Source organism: Cupriavidus sp. UME77 (genome assembly GCF_014170355.1).
GTDB classification, from domain to species: Bacteria; Pseudomonadota; Gammaproteobacteria; order Burkholderiales; family Burkholderiaceae; genus Cupriavidus; species Cupriavidus basilensis.
Genome location: NZ_LZZU01000018.1, coordinates 143,900 through 160,248 on the forward strand (window position 1 = coordinate 143,900; position 16,349 = coordinate 160,248).

Annotated in this window: 16 protein-coding genes; all 16 read left to right on the forward strand. The window is 68.4% G+C overall.

The features are described 5' to 3' along the window. The first annotated feature begins 20 nt into the window (after positions 1-20). The 16 genes from A9975_RS08065 (at position 21) to A9975_RS08140 (ending at position 16,324) form a co-directional block, all read left to right on the forward strand. Positions 21-1,217 (forward strand): acetyl-CoA C-acetyltransferase, encoded by a 1,197-nt coding sequence (locus tag A9975_RS08065; protein WP_183032138.1) that lies wholly within the window; start codon positions 21-23, stop codon positions 1,215-1,217. 84 nt (positions 1,218-1,301) lie between these two features. Continuing rightward, positions 1,302-1,982 (forward strand): SDR family oxidoreductase, encoded by a 681-nt coding sequence (locus A9975_RS08070; protein ID WP_183032139.1) that lies wholly within the window; start codon positions 1,302-1,304, stop codon positions 1,980-1,982. Positions 1,983-2,030: 48 nt separating this feature from the next. Beyond that, positions 2,031-3,161, forward strand: coding sequence for an acyl-CoA dehydrogenase family protein (locus A9975_RS08075; RefSeq protein WP_183032140.1), 1,131 nt, complete (start codon positions 2,031-2,033; stop codon positions 3,159-3,161). Between the two features lie 112 nt (positions 3,162-3,273). Beyond that, the gene (locus A9975_RS08080) at positions 3,274-3,978 is read left to right on the forward strand and encodes a 2-hydroxychromene-2-carboxylate isomerase (protein ID WP_183032141.1); all 705 of its coding nucleotides are present in this window, start codon (positions 3,274-3,276) and stop codon (positions 3,976-3,978) included. Further along, positions 3,975-4,664 (forward strand): HAD family phosphatase, encoded by a 690-nt coding sequence (locus A9975_RS08085; protein ID WP_183032142.1) that lies wholly within the window; start codon positions 3,975-3,977, stop codon positions 4,662-4,664. The genes A9975_RS08080 and A9975_RS08085 overlap by 4 nt, the downstream gene beginning before the upstream one ends. Next, positions 4,661-5,086: a YchJ family metal-binding protein gene (locus A9975_RS08090; RefSeq protein WP_174428625.1), complete on the forward strand. Its 426-nt coding sequence runs from the start codon at positions 4,661-4,663 to the stop codon at positions 5,084-5,086. Before A9975_RS08085 ends, A9975_RS08090 begins: the two co-directional genes overlap by 4 nt. Continuing rightward, positions 5,083-5,784, forward strand: a complete 702-nt coding sequence (locus A9975_RS08095; protein WP_183032143.1) for a glutathione S-transferase family protein — start codon at positions 5,083-5,085, stop codon at positions 5,782-5,784. The genes A9975_RS08090 and A9975_RS08095 overlap by 4 nt, the downstream gene beginning before the upstream one ends. A gap of 62 nt (positions 5,785-5,846) precedes the next feature. After that, complete coding sequence (locus A9975_RS08100; RefSeq protein WP_183032144.1) at positions 5,847-6,752, forward strand: dienelactone hydrolase family protein; 906 nt, start codon at positions 5,847-5,849, stop codon at positions 6,750-6,752. A gap of 273 nt (positions 6,753-7,025) precedes the next feature. Then, positions 7,026-8,513 (forward strand): adenosylmethionine--8-amino-7-oxononanoate transaminase, encoded by a 1,488-nt coding sequence (bioA, locus tag A9975_RS08105; protein WP_183032145.1) that lies wholly within the window; start codon positions 7,026-7,028, stop codon positions 8,511-8,513. Beyond that, complete coding sequence (bioF, locus tag A9975_RS08110) at positions 8,503-9,720, forward strand: 8-amino-7-oxononanoate synthase (protein ID WP_183032146.1); 1,218 nt, start codon at positions 8,503-8,505, stop codon at positions 9,718-9,720. The genes bioA and bioF overlap by 11 nt, the downstream gene beginning before the upstream one ends. After that, positions 9,717-10,439: a dethiobiotin synthase gene (gene bioD / locus A9975_RS08115; RefSeq protein ID WP_183032147.1), complete on the forward strand. Its 723-nt coding sequence runs from the start codon at positions 9,717-9,719 to the stop codon at positions 10,437-10,439. The genes bioF and bioD overlap by 4 nt, the downstream gene beginning before the upstream one ends. 66 nt (positions 10,440-10,505) lie before the next feature. Beyond that, entirely contained in the window at positions 10,506-11,552 is a 1,047-nt protein-coding gene (gene bioB / locus A9975_RS08120; protein WP_183032148.1) for a biotin synthase BioB, read from the forward strand. Positions 11,553-11,649: 97 nt separating this feature from the next. Further along, entirely contained in the window at positions 11,650-13,686 is a 2,037-nt protein-coding gene (locus A9975_RS08125) for an acetyl/propionyl/methylcrotonyl-CoA carboxylase subunit alpha (RefSeq protein WP_183032149.1), read from the forward strand. 95 nt (positions 13,687-13,781) lie between these two features. Continuing rightward, on the forward strand, positions 13,782-14,723 hold the full coding sequence (locus A9975_RS08130; RefSeq protein ID WP_183032150.1) for a glyoxylate/hydroxypyruvate reductase A: 942 nt from the start codon (positions 13,782-13,784) through the stop codon (positions 14,721-14,723). Positions 14,724-14,841: 118 nt separating this feature from the next. Then, positions 14,842-15,777, forward strand: coding sequence for a hydroxymethylglutaryl-CoA lyase (locus tag A9975_RS08135; RefSeq protein WP_183032151.1), 936 nt, complete (start codon positions 14,842-14,844; stop codon positions 15,775-15,777). 25 nt (positions 15,778-15,802) lie between these two features. Continuing rightward, positions 15,803-16,324 (forward strand): YbaK/EbsC family protein, encoded by a 522-nt coding sequence (locus A9975_RS08140; RefSeq protein WP_183032152.1) that lies wholly within the window; start codon positions 15,803-15,805, stop codon positions 16,322-16,324. The last annotated feature ends 25 nt before the right edge of the window (positions 16,325-16,349 follow it).

A 16,349-nucleotide genomic window follows, 5' to 3' on the forward strand; every position in this document is an offset into this window, starting at 1 on the left:
CCAATCATTGGAGACACCCCATGCATGATCCCGTTGTCATCGTATCCGCCGCCCGTACCCCCATGGCGGCTTTCCAGGGCGAGTTCGCCACGCTGACGGCGCCGCAGCTTGGCGCCACCGCCATCCGCGCGGCGGTCGAGCGCGCGGGCCTCGCGCCGGAGCAGATCGAGGAAGTGGTGTTCGGCTGCGTGCTGCCCGCGGGCCTGGGCCAGGCGCCCGCCCGGCAGGCCGCGCTGGGCGCTGGCCTGCCGCTTGGCGTGGCTTGCACCACGGTCAACAAGATGTGCGGCTCCGGCATGCGCGCCGCCATGAGTGTGCATGACGCGCTGATCGCGGGCGCGTTCGAGATCGGCATCGCCGGCGGCATGGAGAGCATGACCAATGCGCCATACCTGGTGCCCAAGGGCCGCGGCGGCTACCGCATCGGCCACGGCATGATCTTCGACCACATGATGCTGGACGGGCTGGAAGACGCCTACATCAAGGATGAAAAAGGCGGCGGGCGCTCGATGGGCACCTTCGGCGAGGACTGCGCGGCCAAGTACGACTTCACGCGCGCGGCGCAGGACGAGTTCGCCATGGAGAGCGTGCGGCGCGCCCAGCAGGCCACCGAGCGCGGCGACTTCCGCTGGGAGATCGCGCCGGTGACGGTGGCGGGGCGTGGTGGCGACACCATCATCGACACCGATGAAGGCCCGCGCCGCATCAAGGTCGACAAGATCCCATCGCTTAAGCCCGCTTTTGCCAAGGACGGCACCATCACCGCCGCCTCGTCGTCGTCGATCAACGATGGCGCGGCCGCGCTGGTGATGATGCGCGAATCCACCGCCAGGCGGCTCGGCCTGGAACCGCTGGCCCGCCTGCTCGGCCACACCTCGCATGCGCAGGCACCCGGCTGGTTCACCACCGCGCCGGTGGAAGCGATGAGCAAGCTCTACCGCAAGCTCGGCTGGACGACCGACAGCGTCGACCTGTTCGAGATCAACGAAGCGTTTGCCGTGGTGCCGATGGCCGCCATGCACGATCTCAAGATCCCGCGCGACAAGGTCAACATCCACGGCGGCGCCTGCGCGCTGGGTCACCCGATCGGCGCCTCGGGCGCGCGCATCATGGCCACGCTGATCGGCGCGCTGCGCAAGACCGGCGGCAAGCGCGGCGTGGCCAGCCTGTGCATCGGCGGCGGCGAAGCCACCGCGGTGGGGCTGGAGATCGTCTGAACCCGCGGCATCGACCGCAACAGAGCGGCTGCCGCCACCGCGCGGCAGCCAGGCTGCAATCAATCTAGAAGAAGGAGTACTGCCTTGCCAACCGCTCTCATCCTTGGTGCCTCGCGTGGCATCGGTCTCGAATTTGTGCGCCAGTACCGTGCCGATGGCTGGCGGGTGCTGGCCGTCGCGCGCAGCGATGACGGCATCAAGGCCATCGAAGCGCTTGGCGCGGAGGCGTTGCGCGCCGACCTGACCGACGCCGGCCAGGTCGCCGGGCTGGGTTGGAAGCTGGACGGCGAGTCCATCGACGTAGCGATCTACAACGCCGGCGTGATCGGCCCGCGCACCGAAGGCGCACAGCCCGTGACCCGCGAGGACTTCGACAAGGTGATGCATGTCAATGTGCTGGGGCCGATGATGGCGCTGCCGTTGCTGCTGCCGCTGGTAGAGGCCGGGCGCTCGGGCAAGGGCGGTGTGCTGGCGGTGCTGACCTCGCGCATGGGCAGCATCGGCACCATGGACAGCAACCGCAGCTGGCTCTACCGGGTCAGCAAGGCGGCGGCCAACGCGGCGCTCAAGGCCGCCTCGCTCGACGCGCGGCACGCTACCTGCCTGGCCTTCCATCCGGGCTGGGTGCAGACCGAGATGGGCGGCAAGGAAGCCGACCTCACGCCGCAGCAAAGCGTATCCGGCATGCGCGGCGTGATCGCCGGCGCAACGCGCCAGGATAACGGCAGCTTTCGCAATTACGATGGCAGCGTGATCCCGTGGTGAGCACGGTGTTCGTTGTTCCCGACTCCGCTACCACCTTGGTGAATTGACATGCTGCTCACGCCAGAACAGGAAATGATCCGCGATGCCGTGCGCCAGTTCGCGCAGCAGGAGATCGCGCCGCACGCCGCCGCGTGGGATCGCGACAAGACCTTCCCGCAGGCGGTGCACCGCGAGCTGGCCGCGCTCGGCGCGTACGGCGTGGCCGTGCCCGAGCAATACGGCGGCGCCGGGCTCGACTATCTCTCGCTGGCGCTGATCCTGGAAGAAATCGCCGCCGGCGACGGCGGCACTTCGACCGTCATCAGCGTCAACAATTGCCCGGTGTGCAGCATGTTGATGGCGTTCGCCAACGAGGCGCAGAAGCAGCAGTGGCTGGTGCCTCTCGCGCGCGGCGAGATGCTCGGCGCGTTCTGCCTGACCGAGCCGCATGTGGGCTCGGATGCCGCCGCGCTGCGCACTAGCGCGGTGAGGGATGGCGACGACTACGTGCTCAACGGCGTCAAGCAATTCATCACCAGCGGCAAGAATGCCGACGTGGCCATCGTGCTCGCGGTCACCGACAAGGCGGCGGGCAAGCGCGGCATCAGCGCCTTCCTGGTGCCCACCGCCACGCCCGGCTACATCGTCGCGCGGCTGGAGGAAAAACTCGGCCAGCATTCGTCGGACACCGCGCAGATCCTGTTCGAGGATTGCCGCGTGCCGGCAGCCAATATGCTGGGCGAGGAGGGCGCCGGCTACAAGATGGCGCTGTCCGGCCTGGAAGGCGGACGCATCGGCATTGCCTCGCAAAGCATCGGCATGGCGCGCGCGGCGTTCGACGCGGCGCTGGCGTATGCCAAGGAACGCGAGAGCTTCGGCCAGCCGCTGTTCGCGCACCAGGCCGTGCAGTTCCGCCTGGCCGACATGGCGACCAAGATCGAGGTGGCGCGGCAGATGGTGTGGCATGCCGCGTCGCTCAAGGATGCGGGGCGGCCTTGCCTGAAGGAGGCCGCCATGGCCAAGCTGTATGCCAGCGAGATGGCCGAGGAGGTCTGCTCGGCCGCCATCCAGGTCTTTGGGGGCTATGGCTATGTCAGCGATTTCCCGGTCGAGCGCATCTACCGGGATGTGCGCGTCTGCCAGATCTACGAGGGCACCAGCGACATCCAGAAGATACTGATCGCTCGGGCGCTGGCCTGAGGGCGGCTCGCGCGCAGCACGGAACCAACCTGTTGGCGCATCATCGAATCACCGAAGCACTGAACCCAAACGGCCAGACGCCAAAAGCCAGAAGCCAGGAGCCCCCAAGACAATGACTGCCGCCATCGATTTCTACTTCGATTTTTCCTCGCCCTACGGCTATTTCGCCAGCACGCGCATCGACGAGCTGGCGCAGAAGTACGGGCGCATCGTCGCCTGGCATCCGATCCTGCTCGGCGTGGTGTTCAAGACCACCGGCAGTTCGCCGCTGCCGCAGGTGCCGCTCAAGGGCGACTATTCCTGGCGCGATTTCGAGCGTACCGCGCGCTTCCACAATATCGAGTACAAGCGTCCGACGCACTTCCCGCTGCCCACCACACAGGCCGCCCGCGCCGTGCTGTGGCTGCAGAACCATCACGGCGACGATATCGCCACCGCGTTTGCCAAGTCGGTCTATCACGCCCTGTTCGTGGATGACATCAACATCGCTGAGCCGGCCGAATTGGTGAAGCTGGCCGAGCCGCTCGGCATCGACGCGCATGCCATGGATGCCGGCGCCAGCGGCTTCCAGATCAAGGACCAGCTCAAGGCCGAGATCGACGTGGCCATGGCCAAGGGCGTGTTCGGCTCGCCCTTTGTGATCATCGACGGCGAGCCCTTCTGGGGCTTCGACCGCTTCGACCAGATCGAGGCACACCTCAAGAGCAAGCGCCCGATGGCGCTGCGTGCCGTGCCGGGCATGGACAGCAATACAAGCCATACCGACAACAGCGCAGATAACAGCACAGACAGCAGCAAGGAAAAGAAACCCGCATGAATGCCAGCATCAAGCCGATCCGCCATCCCCGTTTCGACTGCGTGATTTTCGATTGCGACGGCGTGCTCGTCGACAGCGAGCCCATCGTCAACCGCGTGCTCAACGAGATGCTCAACGAACTTGGCATCCGCATCTCGATCGAGGAGTCCACCAAGTGGTTTCTCGGCCGCGCGGTGCGCGAAGAGCTCGACAACATCGCCAGCCGGCGTGGCGCGCCGCTGCCAGAAAACTGGCTGTCGGAATGGTTCGTGCGTCGCAACGCAGTCCTTGAGGCGGAAGTGCAGGCGGTGCCGCATGTGCGTGAGGCGGTGCGCGCGACTGTCGCGACTGGCCTGCCGGTCTGCGTGGCCTCGGGCGCGGATCGCATCAAGGTCAAGCTGCAGCTGACGCGCACCGGCCTGGTGGAGCTGTTCCAGCAGGACGAGCGCGAGCATATCTTCTCGTCGACCGAGGTCGAGCGCAGCAAGCCGGCGCCCGACGTGTACTTGCTGGCGGCGCGCACCATGGATGTGGAGCCGGCGCGCTGCGTGGTGATCGAGGATAGTCCGACGGGCGTGACCGCAGGCGTTGCCGCGGGCATGACGGTGCTCGGCTACGCTGCGCGCAACGCGGCGCAATCTCTTCTGGCAGCCGGCGCAGTCACTACCTTCACCGATATGCGCGAGCTGCCGGGGCTGATCGGATGAAAGCGCGCGCGTCCGGCGCCGGCACCGGCGGCTGCCCATGCGGCGGGGGCGACTACGCCACCTGCTGCGGGCGCTTTCATCGCGGCGAGGCGCTGCCGTTCAACGCCGAGCAATTGATGCGCTCGCGCTATAGCGCCTATGTGCTGGGCGACGTGGACTGGCTGCGCCATACCTGGCATCCATCTACCTGCCCGGACGACCTTGCCGCGGACACGGACACGCGCTGGCTCGGGCTCGCGGTCAAGGCACATGCGCAGCAGGACGAGACGCATGCCCAGGTGGAGTTCGTGGCGCGCTACAAGGTGGGCGGGCGCGCCTGGCGGCTGCACGAGCGCAGCCGCTTTGTACGCGAGCCGCGCAGCGCCGGCGAGGCGCCGCGCTGGCTTTATGTCGATGGCGAAATGCTGGGGGAGACACCATGACGGAATCGATGGCTGCTGCTGCTGCTGCTGCTGCTGCGCGGGACACGGAGTACCTGCTGTATGGCTTCGCACAATCCGGCAACACCTACAAGGTGGCCTTGCTGCTGGAAACCGTCGGCGTGCAGCGTGGCCGCAAGCTGTGGACGCCGCGCTTCGTCGACTACTTCAACGGCGAGACGCATACGCCCGAGTACCGTGCCATCAACGAAATGGGCGAGGCGCCGGTACTGGAGTTCGATGGGCAGCGGTTGTCGCAATCGGGCGCCATCCTGGACCTGCTCGCGCAGCGCCTCGACATCTACGGGCCTGCCAGCGAGGCCGAACGCTCCGAGGTCTTGCGCTGGCTGCTGTTCGACAACCACAAGTTCACGTCGTACACCGCAACCTACCGCTTCCTGCGCACCTTCACCAAGGCACCGGACCCGGCAGTGCTGCAGTTCCTGAGGCAGCGCTGCGAGGGCGCGTGGAACGTGCTCAACGCGCATTTGTCCGGGCGGGCCTACGTGCTGGGCGAGCGCCTGACCATCGCGGATTTCTCGCTGGCCGGCTACGTGTTCTACGACGACGAGATCGGCGTGCACTGGCGCAAGGAGTATCCGCAACTCCACGCCTGGACCGAGCGCTTGCGTGCGCTGCCGGGCTGGCGCCATCCGTACGACCTGCTGCCGGGGCATCCGTTGCCCAAGCGCATGGCCTGAGGCGGCGGGCGGCAGGCAAGCGGCGCCTCGCGCGGCAGGGGCAACCAAGGAGCAGGCAAATCATGAGGTGGATGCAACGACTGGCCCTGGCCCTGCTGCTGACCCTGCCATTCGCCGGGGCGATGGCGCGGGCGCCATCCGCGAATCAGGCCACGCAGGCACCAGAGACGACGATCACCGCCATCATCCCCGGATCGTCGGAGCAGGTCGCCATGGTTCCCAAGCCAGGCGTCATGTTCTCGCTGGAGCTGGAAACCACCATCTTCAAGCCACCCGGCGACGGCCCGTTTGCGCTGGTCGTGATCAATCACGGCAAGGCGCTGGGCAAGCCAGCCTTCCAGTCGCGCGCACGCTACCTCGCGCAGAGCGCGGAATTCGTCAAGCGCGGCTACGTTGTGGCGTTGCCGATGCGCCAGGGCTTTTCCAAATCCGGCGGCGCTTATATCGGCGGCGGCTGCAATGTCGAGAGCAACGGCCTGGTGCAGGCCGAGGACGTGGTGGCCACGCTCGAATACATGGTCAAGCAGCCCTATGTGGACAAATCGCGCATCGTCGTGATTGGCCAGTCGCATGGCGGGCTGACCACCATGGCATTCAGCACCGTCGCCTATCCGGGCGTGCTGGGCGTGATCAATTTTGCCGGCGGCCTGCGCGATGAGTCTTGCAGCCGCTGGGAATTCAACCTGGTGGACGCGTTCGGCGACTACGGCAAAAAGGCGCGCTATCCTTCGCTGTGGCTGTACGGCGATAACGACAGCTACTGGCCGCAGCCCCTGCCGGCAAAATTCTTCGAGGCCTATACCGCGCAGGCGCATGGCCCTGCCGCTAATGCCCGCATGGTGGACTACGGCACGTTCGCGGGTGACTCCCATACGCTGTTCGGCGCCCGCGCGGGCGTGCCGATCTGGCTGCCGGAGGTCGAGCGGTTCTTCAAGGAGATCGGGCTTTCGTTCGATCCGCAGCCATGATGCGTGATTTTTTTCGATAGACGGATGGAATCGCGCGCCGCATCCGGCTGCGCAGGGTGGAGATAGGCGCACGCAAGCGTGGGGATATGAGGCGGTTAGATACTTCTTCGTGCTTTGTCGCTCAACGTGGTGCCAACGTGTAAATCCGGCGCTGTTTGCCAATTCACCGGGTAGCTCCCTACCATGACTCTCCCCAACCCGCACGCACGTGCCGCCACGCCAGGCTCCGCCGGCCTGGGCCGGCGAGCGCGCGGTCAACAAAGGAGGGTTTCCTTGGAAGACCAGTCCAATTCCGCGTCCCCGGCGCCGAGCGCGCATCTTGCCCAGCCCACGCTCGGCGAGCGCAGCTTGCGCGCGGTATGGCATCCGTGCACGCCGCTGCGGCCCGATGCCGGCGAGCCGCCGCTCGCCATCGCCCGCGGCGAGGGCCCCTGGCTGCACGACACCGATGGCCAGCGCTATTTCGACGCCACCAGCTCCTGGTGGGTCAATCTGTTTGGCCACGCCAACCCGGACATCAACGCCGCGCTGCGCGAGCAGCTCGACACGCTCGAGCACGTGATGCTGGCCGGCTGCACGCATGCGCCGGCGGTGGAGCTTGCCGAGCGCTTGTCCGCGCTGACCGGCGGCGCGCTCGGCCATGTGTTCTATGCCAGCGACGGCGCGTCAGCCGTGGAGATCGCGCTGAAGATGAGCTTCCACTACTGGCGCAACACCGGCCTGGGCGGCAAGCGCGAATTCGTCTGCCTGCGCCACGGCTACCACGGCGAGACCGTGGGCGCGCTGGCGGTGACCGACGTGGCGATCTTCCGCGATGCCTACGATCCGATGCTGATGAGCTCGCACGTGGTCATGGCGCCGGATGCGCGCCAGGCCGCGCCGGGCGAGAGCGCCGCGCAGGTTGCGCAGCGCGCGCTGGATGCGCTGGAGGCGCTGCTGCAGGCGCGCGGCGGCCAGATTGCGGCGCTCATCATCGAGCCGCTGGTGCAGTGTGCCGCGGGCATGGCCATGCATGATCCGCTCTACCTGGAAGGCGTGCGCGCGCTGTGCGACCGCTACCGCGTGCACCTGATCGCCGACGAGATCGCGGTGGGATGCGGGCGCACCGGCACCTTTTTCGCGTGGGAGCAGGCACGCGGCGCGGCCGAGCCCGGCGCACCGCTGCCGGCGCACCTGTGGCCGGATTTCCTGTGCTTGTCCAAGGGCATCAGCGGCGGCTACCTGCCGCTCTCGCTGGTGCTGTCGCGCAGCGCGATCCAGCAGGCCTTCGTGGCCGAGGCGCGCGACCCGGACCGCGCCCGCAGCTTCCTGCACTCGCATTCCTACACCGGCAACCCGCTGGCCTGCCGCGCCGCGCTGGCCACGCTCGACCTGTTCGCCAAGCAAGACGTGGTGGCGCAGAACCGCCAGCGCGCACAGTGGCTCAAGCAAGCCATGGCCGGGCTGGCGGCGGATGCCCGGCTGCATCACGTACGCCAGCGCGGCCTGATCTGGGCCGCCGATGTGCGCGAGGAATACGCGGCCGACGCGGGCGAATTCGCCGCGCGCTTCCATCGTGCCGCGCGCAAGCACGGCGTGCTGATCCGGCCGATCGGCCGCACGCTTTACATCATGCCCCCGTACGTGTTCGACGCGGCGCTTGCGCAATGGCTGGCAGGCCAGCTGCAAGCCACGCTCGACACGGTACTCGCCGGCATGGACCAGAACGATAGCGCTGGCAACGGTACCGGCGCACCCACGGAGATACGCGATGCTGCTTGAGCACTTGACCCTGGCCGCCGCCGAGCGCGACGAAAAGGCACTGACGCGGCGCCGCCGCACCGCGTACTCTGCCTGCGCGCCGCAGCAAGCCGTGAGCGATGCCTGCGGCGGCGAGATGCACTCCTTGCTGACATTCTGCAGCAACGACTACCTGGGCCTGGCCAACCATCCCGCGCTGATCGAGGCGATGGCCGAGGGCGCGCGCCAGTTCGGCGCGGGCAGCGGGGCCTCCCACCTGGTGAGCGGCCATTCGCTGGCCCATCACCGGCTCGAAGGGGAACTGGCGGCGTGGTTCGCGCCGAACATTCCGCACGCGGCCGCGCTCTACTTCAGCACCGGCTATATGGCCAACATGGCGGTGCTGACCGCGCTGGGCAGCGCCGATGCCACGCTCTTTTGCGAAGCGCTCAACCATGCCTCGCTGATCGACGGCGCGCGCCTGGCGCGGGCCGAGGTCCGCCGCTACGCGCATCGCAACGTGGCCGAGCTGGAGGGTTTGCTGGCCGCCAGCACCAGCCCGCTCAAGCTGATCGTCACCGACAGCGTGTTCAGCATGGACGGCGACTTTGCGCCGCTGGCCGAGCTGCTGACGCTGGCCGAGCGGCACGATGCCTGGATCATCCTGGATGACGCGCATGGCTTCGGCGTGCTGGGCGAGCAAGGCCACGGCGTGCTGGAGCACCTCGCGCTGACGTCGCCGCGCTTTATCTATATCGGCACGCTGGGCAAGGCCGCCGGCGTGGCGGGCGCGTTCGTGGCTGCGCACGAGACCATCATCGATCATCTCGTCAACACCGCGCGGCAGTACATCTACACCACGGCCTCGCCGCCGGCGGTGGCGCACGCCTTGTCCGCCAGCCTGGCGTTGATCGCCGGCGACGAAGGGCGGCAACGCCGCGCGCAGCTGGATAAGCTGATCCATACGCTGCGCGGCGGCCTGGCCGGCCTGACGCGGGCGGCTGGCTGGCGCCTGGGCGAGAGCTCGACGGCGATCCAGCCCGTGATCGTCGGCGACAACGTGGCGGCGCTGGCACTGTCCGCGGCGCTGGAGGCCGACGGCATCCGCGTTGGCGCGATCCGACCACCCACCGTGCCCGTTGGTACCGCGCGCCTGCGCATCACGCTGTCGGCCTCGCATACCGTGGCCGATGTCGAGCGCCTGCTGGCCAGCCTGGCCAGCGTGGTGCCGCGCAAGGAGGCGTCATGATCGCCTGCTTTGTCACGGGCACCGACACCGGCATCGGCAAGACGCACGCCAGCGCCACCCTGCTGCACGCGCTGCGCGCCGCCGGCCACCTGGCCGTTGGCATGAAGCCGGTGGCAAGCGGCAGCGAATGGCGCGATGACCATTGGCACAACGATGACGTGGCGCAGCTGCGCGCCGCCAGCGCGGTGACCGTTGCGCAGGCGCAGACGTGCCCGTTCTTGCTGCGCACGCCGGCTTCGCCGCACCTGGCCGCAGCCATCGAGGGCGCGCGCATCACGCGCGAGCCGATCCGCGCCGCGTTTGCCGCGCTGCAGGCGCGGGCCGGCGCGGTGGTGGTGGAAGGCGTCGGCGGCTTTTGCGTGCCGCTGGACGGCGCGCCGCGCGACCAAGGCGGCTGGGACACGGCCGACCTCGCCGTGATGCTCGCCCTGCCGGTGGTGCTGGTGGTCGGCATCCGCCTGGGCTGCATCAGCCACGCCCTGCTCACCGCCGAAGCCGTGCGCGTGCGCGGCCTGCACCTGGCCGGCTGGATCGCCAACCGCATCGATCCCGGCATGCAGCTCGCCGACGAGAACATCGACACGCTGCGCGCGGCGCTGGGCGCGCCCTGGCTCGGCACGCTGCCGTGGCAGGTCGCGCCGGCCGAAGCCGCCAGCCAGCTCGCGCTGGCGCCGCTGCTTGCCGCTTGCCATGCCGCAGGCAACGGTGTCGCCGCCTGAGCGCGCACCGGACCAAGACTGAAAGCACTGAAAACACTGAACGAATTACCGGAACAGATCGCAAACATGACCGCAACCACCCACGCCGGCGAAACCGTCGCCACCATTTCCGCCGACACCCTGCGCCAGACCGCCCGCCGCTTTACCGAGTCTGCCCCCGCCACCAAGCCGGGCGACTGGACCGTCGCCGAGGTCGCCGCGCTGTACGCGCTGCCGTTCAACGATCTGCTGTTCCGCGCCCAGCAGGTGCACCGCGAGCATTTCGATGCCAACGCCGTGCAGCTCTCGACGCTGCTGTCGATCAAGACCGGCGGCTGCGAAGAGGATTGCGGCTATTGCCCGCAGAGCGCGCACCATGATGCCGGCGTCACCGCGGGCAAGCTGATGGCGCTCGACGAGGTGCTGGAAGCCGCGCGCGCCGCCAAGGCCAGCGGCGCAGGCCGCTTCTGCATGGGCGCCGCCTGGCGCAGCCCGAAGGATCGCCACCTTGAGCCGGTCATCGAAATGGTGAAAGAGGTCAAGGCCATGGGCCTGGAGACCTGCGTCACGCTGGGCATGCTGGAGGCCGAGCAGGCGCAGCGCCTGAAGGACGCGGGGCTGGACTACTACAACCACAACCTCGATACCTCGCCCGAGTTCTACGGCGAGATCATCGGCACCCGCACCTACCAGGACCGCCTGGACACCATTGGCCATGTGCGCGGGGCCGGCATCAACGTGTGCAGCGGCGGCATCGTCGGCATGGGCGAGTCGCGCGAGGCGCGCGCCGGGCTGATCGCGCAGCTCGCCAACCTCGACCCGTATCCCGAGTCGGTGCCCATCAACAACCTGGTGGCGGTCAAGGGCACGCCGCTGGCCGACACCGCGCCGATCGACCCGTTCGAGTTCGTGCGCACCATCGCGGTGGCGCGCATCACCATGCCCAGCGCCATGGTGCGCCTGTCCGCCGGCCGCGAGACCATGGACGACGCGCTGCAGGCTCTGTGCTTCATGGCCGGCGCCAATTCCATCTTCTACGGCGACCGCCTGCTGACCACCGCCAACCCCCAGGCCGATCGCGATCGCGCGCTGCTGGCACGGCTGGATATCCGCACCGAGGGCTACGCAGGGTAAGCTGGCGGCAATGGCGGCGGCCAAGGGCCCATGGTCAATGGCCGCCGTCCCCGCAACCACACGGGCTGCGGGCAGAGGTTCATCAGGGGAGGGCGCCATGTTCAACAAGATCCTGATCGCCAATCGCGGCGAAATCGCCTGCCGCGTGGCAGCCACCTGCCGCCGCCTCGGCATCCGCACGGTAGCCGTCTACTCCGACGCCGACGCCAACGCGCGCCACGTGGCCCTGTGCGACGAGGCCGTGCATATCGGCGGCGCGGCAGCGCGCGACAGTTACCTGCGCGGCGACCACATCATCGAGATGGCCAAGGCCACCGGCGCGCAGGCCATCCATCCCGGCTACGGCTTCCTCTCTGAAAACGACGGCTTCGCAGACGCTTGCGCCGAAGCCGGCCTCGTCTTTATCGGGCCGCCCGCATCCAGCATCCGTGCCATGGGCAGCAAGAGTGCGGCCAAGCGCCTGATGGAGGCGGCTGCGGTGCCGCTGGTGCCCGGCTACCACGGCGAGGATCAGGATCCCGCCCTGCTGCACCGCGAGGCCGACCGCATCGGCTACCCCGTGCTGCTCAAGGCCAGCGCCGGCGGCGGCGGCAAAGGCATGCGCGTGGTGGAAGCCAGCGAAGGCTTCGAAGCGGCGCTGGCGTCCGTGCAGCGCGAGGCCAGCGCCAGCTTCGGCGACGACCGCGTGCTGGTCGAGAAATACCTGACCCGCCCCCGCCATATCGAGATCCAGGTCTTTGCCGACACGCACGGCAACTGCGTCTACCTGTTCGAGCGCGACTGCTCGGTGCAGCGCCGCCACCAGAAGGTGCTGGAAGAAGCGCCGGCCCCCGGCATGAGCGAGGAACGCCGGCGCGCAATGGGCGAAGCCGCCGTTGCCGCCGCGCAGGCCGTGGGCTACGTCGGCGCCGGCACGGTGGAATTCATCGCCAACCAGGACGGCTCGTTCTACTTCATGGAGATGAACACCCGCCTGCAGGTGGAGCACCCGGTTACCGAGATGATCACCGGGCAGGACCTGGTGGAGTGGCAACTGCGCGTGGCCTCGGGCGAGCCGTTGCCGTTGAAGCAGGAACAGCTTCAAATCCACGGCCATGCATTGGAAGCCCGCGTCTACGCCGAGAACCCCGACAAGGGCTTCCTGCCTTCCACCGGCACGCTGCGCTACCTGCGCACACCGGCAGCGGTCACGTTCGCGCTGGGCCAGGACGGCAACGGCCCGGCCGGCGTGCGTATCGACTCCGGCGTGCGCGAGGGCGACACCATCAGCCCGTACTACGACCCCATGATCGCCAAGCTGATCGTGTGGGGCCGCGACCGCGAGGAAGCGCTGGCACGCATGGCGCAAGCGCTGGCCGAGTACCGTGTGGTGGGCCTGTCCACCAATGTGGCTTTCCTGCGGCGGCTGGTGACCTCGCAGGCGTTCCGCACGGCGGACCTCGACACCGGCTTGATCGAGCGCAACCAGGCGCCACTGTTCCCACCGCCTGCGCCGGTCGGCATGGAAGTGATCGCGCTGGCGGTGGCGGCGCTGCTGGATGCGCAAGCCCGCGCGCGCCGCGCGGACCCGGCCGATGCGCACTCACCCTGGCAGCATGCCGGCGCATGGCGGTTGAATGGCGGGGAGCGGCGCGCCCTGCGTTTCTCGGTGGGCGGCCCGGCGGGCAGCCACATCGCCGATGTGACGCTCGCCACCGATGCGCGCGGCAGCACGCTGTTCTTCGCCGACCAGGCCGCGCCGTTCCGGGCGCAGTGCGCGGCGGACGATATTCGTGTCGATCTCGGCACGCGGCGCGCCCGTGGGCAGGTCCACGCGGAAGGTGATACCTTCCATGTATTCAGTGGCCACCGCCATGTGGCCCTCACCTGGATCGACCCGCTCGCGCATGCCGCCGAGGGCGAAGGCGAGGGCGGCAAGCTCACCGCGCCCATGCCCGGCAAGGTCATCGCGGTCATGGTCCAGGCCGGCAGCCGGGTCGCGCGCGGTGCGCCGTTGCTGGTGATGGAGGCCATGAAGATGGAGCACACCATCAGTGCGCCGGCCGACGGCGTGGTGGGCGAGGTGCTGTATGGCGTGGGCGAGCAGGTCGGCGAAGGCGCGCAATTGCTGTCCTTCGATGCCGGCAACGGCTGAGCCGCCCTTTCAGGCGGCGCCCGCTGCAAGAAAACCGCAGGCCGCGCCCATCCTCTGCGAAAATAGAAGAGAAAGAAGACCAGAGTGGAGATGAGATGAAGTTGCAGTTGTATGTACCGGACGGCCGTTACCAGCCCTGGATCGACGGCTTTGCCGAGGCCTTGCCCGAAGCGCAATGCCTGACCTGGGAAGACAGCAAGAACGAGCAGGTCGACTACGCCGTGGTGTGGCGCCCGCCGCTCGAGATGCTGCGCGGGCGTACCGACCTGAAAGCCGTGTTCAACCTGGGCGCCGGCGTGGACGGCATCCTGAGCCTGCGCGACACCGACCCGGACGCGCTGCCGGCCGGTGTGCCCATCGTGCGCCTGGACGATGCCGGCATGGCCGCGCAGATGATCGACTACGTGACACATGCGGTACTGCGCTATTTCCGCCGCCTGGACGAGTACGCGCTGGCCCAGCAGGCCGGCACCTGGCGCTTTCTCAAGCCGCATCGCCGCGCCGATTTCACCGTGGGCGTGATGGGCGTGGGCACGCTCGGCGCGCAGATCGCGCAGGCGCTGGCCGGCTTCGGCTTCCCGGTGCGCGGCTGGAGCCGCACGGCGCGCGATATCGAAGGGGTGCAGGGCTTTGCCGGCGAGGCTGGCCAGGCGCCGTTCCTCGACGGACTGCGCGTGCTGGTCAACGTGCTGCCGCTCACGCCGGAGACCGAGAACATCCTGGATGCCGGCCTGCTGGGCAAGCTCGCCAAAGGGGCCTACCTGGTCAACGTGGCGCGCGGCCCGCACCTGGTCGAGCAAGACCTGCTGGCCGCCGTGCAGTCGGGCCAGGTCGCCGGCGCCACGCTCGACGTGTTCCGCACCGAGCCGCTGCCCGCCGAGCATCCGTTCTGGGCCGAGCCGCGCATCACCATCACGCCGCATATCGCGGCACTGACGCTGCGCGAAGACAGCGTCGCCCAGATCGCGGCCAAGATCCGCGCGCTGGGCGCGGGCCAGCCGATCGCCGGCGTGGTCGACCTGCAACGCGGCTATTGAGCAAGCCGGGCGCCGGGGCGGAATGAGCCGCCGGGAGCCCGAGCCCAATGTCCGCACATTAGTTGAATGGCGCGCGCGGCAAGACGCGCGCGCCGCTACCAGACAGCGAGGAGACATCATGACCCTGCCCCACTATGTAAAAGTCGTAGAAGTCGGCCCGCGCGACGGCCTGCAAAACGAGAAGGCCATGGTGCCGACCGAGGTCAAGGTCGACCTGATCAACCGCCTCAGCGACGCCGGCTTTGTCAATATCGAAGCCGCTTCCTTCGTCTCGCCCAAATGGGTGCCGCAGATGGCCGATGGCGCCGACGTGATGGCGCGCATCCAGCGCCGGCCGGGCACGCTGTACTCCGTGCTCACGCCCAATATGAAGGGCTTCGAAGGCGCGGTTGCCGCGTCCGCGGACGAGGTCGTGATCTTCGGCGCCGCCAGCGAGGCGTTCTCGCAAAAAAACATCAACTGCTCCATCGCCGAATCCATCGAGCGCTTCGCGCCTGTCGCCGCCGCCGCCAAGGAAAAAGGCCTGCGCCTGCGCGCCAGCATTTCCTGCGCGCTGGGCTGCCCCTACCAGGGCGAGGTGCCGGTGCACGCGGTGGTGGACGTGGTGCGCCGCATGCGCGATCTCGGCTGCGACGAGATCGACATCGCCGACACCATCGGCGTGGGCACGCCGGGCCGGGTGCAGGAGGTAATGCACGCGGTCGCCGCCGAATTCCCCATCGACCGGCTCTCCGGCCATTTCCACGATACCTACGGCCAGGCGCTGTCCAATATCCTGGCCAGCCTGCAGGTCGGCATCTCGATCTTCCACGCCTCGGTGGCGGGCCTCGGCGGCTGTCCTTACGCCAAGGGCGCCACCGGCAACGTGGCCACCGAAGACGTGCTGTACATGCTGCACGGCATGGGCATCCACACCGGCGTGGACCTGGAGCAGGTGGTGCGCGCGGGCGATTTCATCTCGCAGTCGATCGGCCGTGCCAACAGTTCGCGCGTGGGACGCGCGCTGCTGACCAAGTGGGGTGCCGCCGCGGACGCTGCGCCTGCCTGCGTATAAGGCCTTTCATCCGAACGCTATCGACATGAACGCTCACTCTCCCGACAACGCCAACGATACCGCCGCGCTGCCCGAAGCGGCGCAGCGCGTGGCCGGCCTGCTGGCCGGCCTTGGCCACGGCAAGCCCGTGGTCATGCTGCCTGCCACCGGCAAGACCTCGGCCGAGGCAGCGGCCGGCCTCGGCTGTTCGGTGGCCGAGATCGCCAAGTCCATCATCTTTCGCCGCGTCGCCGACGACGCGCCGGTGCTGGTGATCGCCAGCGGCAGCAACCGCGTCGACGAAGCCAAGGTCGCCGCCGTGGTGGGCCCGCTCGGCAAGGCCGACGCCAGGTTCGTGCGCGAGAAAACCGGCTACGCCATTGGCGGCGTCTGCCCGATCGGCCACGCGGTGGCGCCCGTCATGCTGCTCGACAGCGACCTGTTCCGCTACGACAGCCTGTGGGCCGCCGCCGGCCACCCGCACGCCGTGTTCAACCTCACGCCCCAGGAACTGCAGCGCATGACCGGGGCCGAGGTGGCCGACGTGGCGCAGCGCCAGTCAGCATGAAGCCGCTGCTTGTAGGCGTCATGCG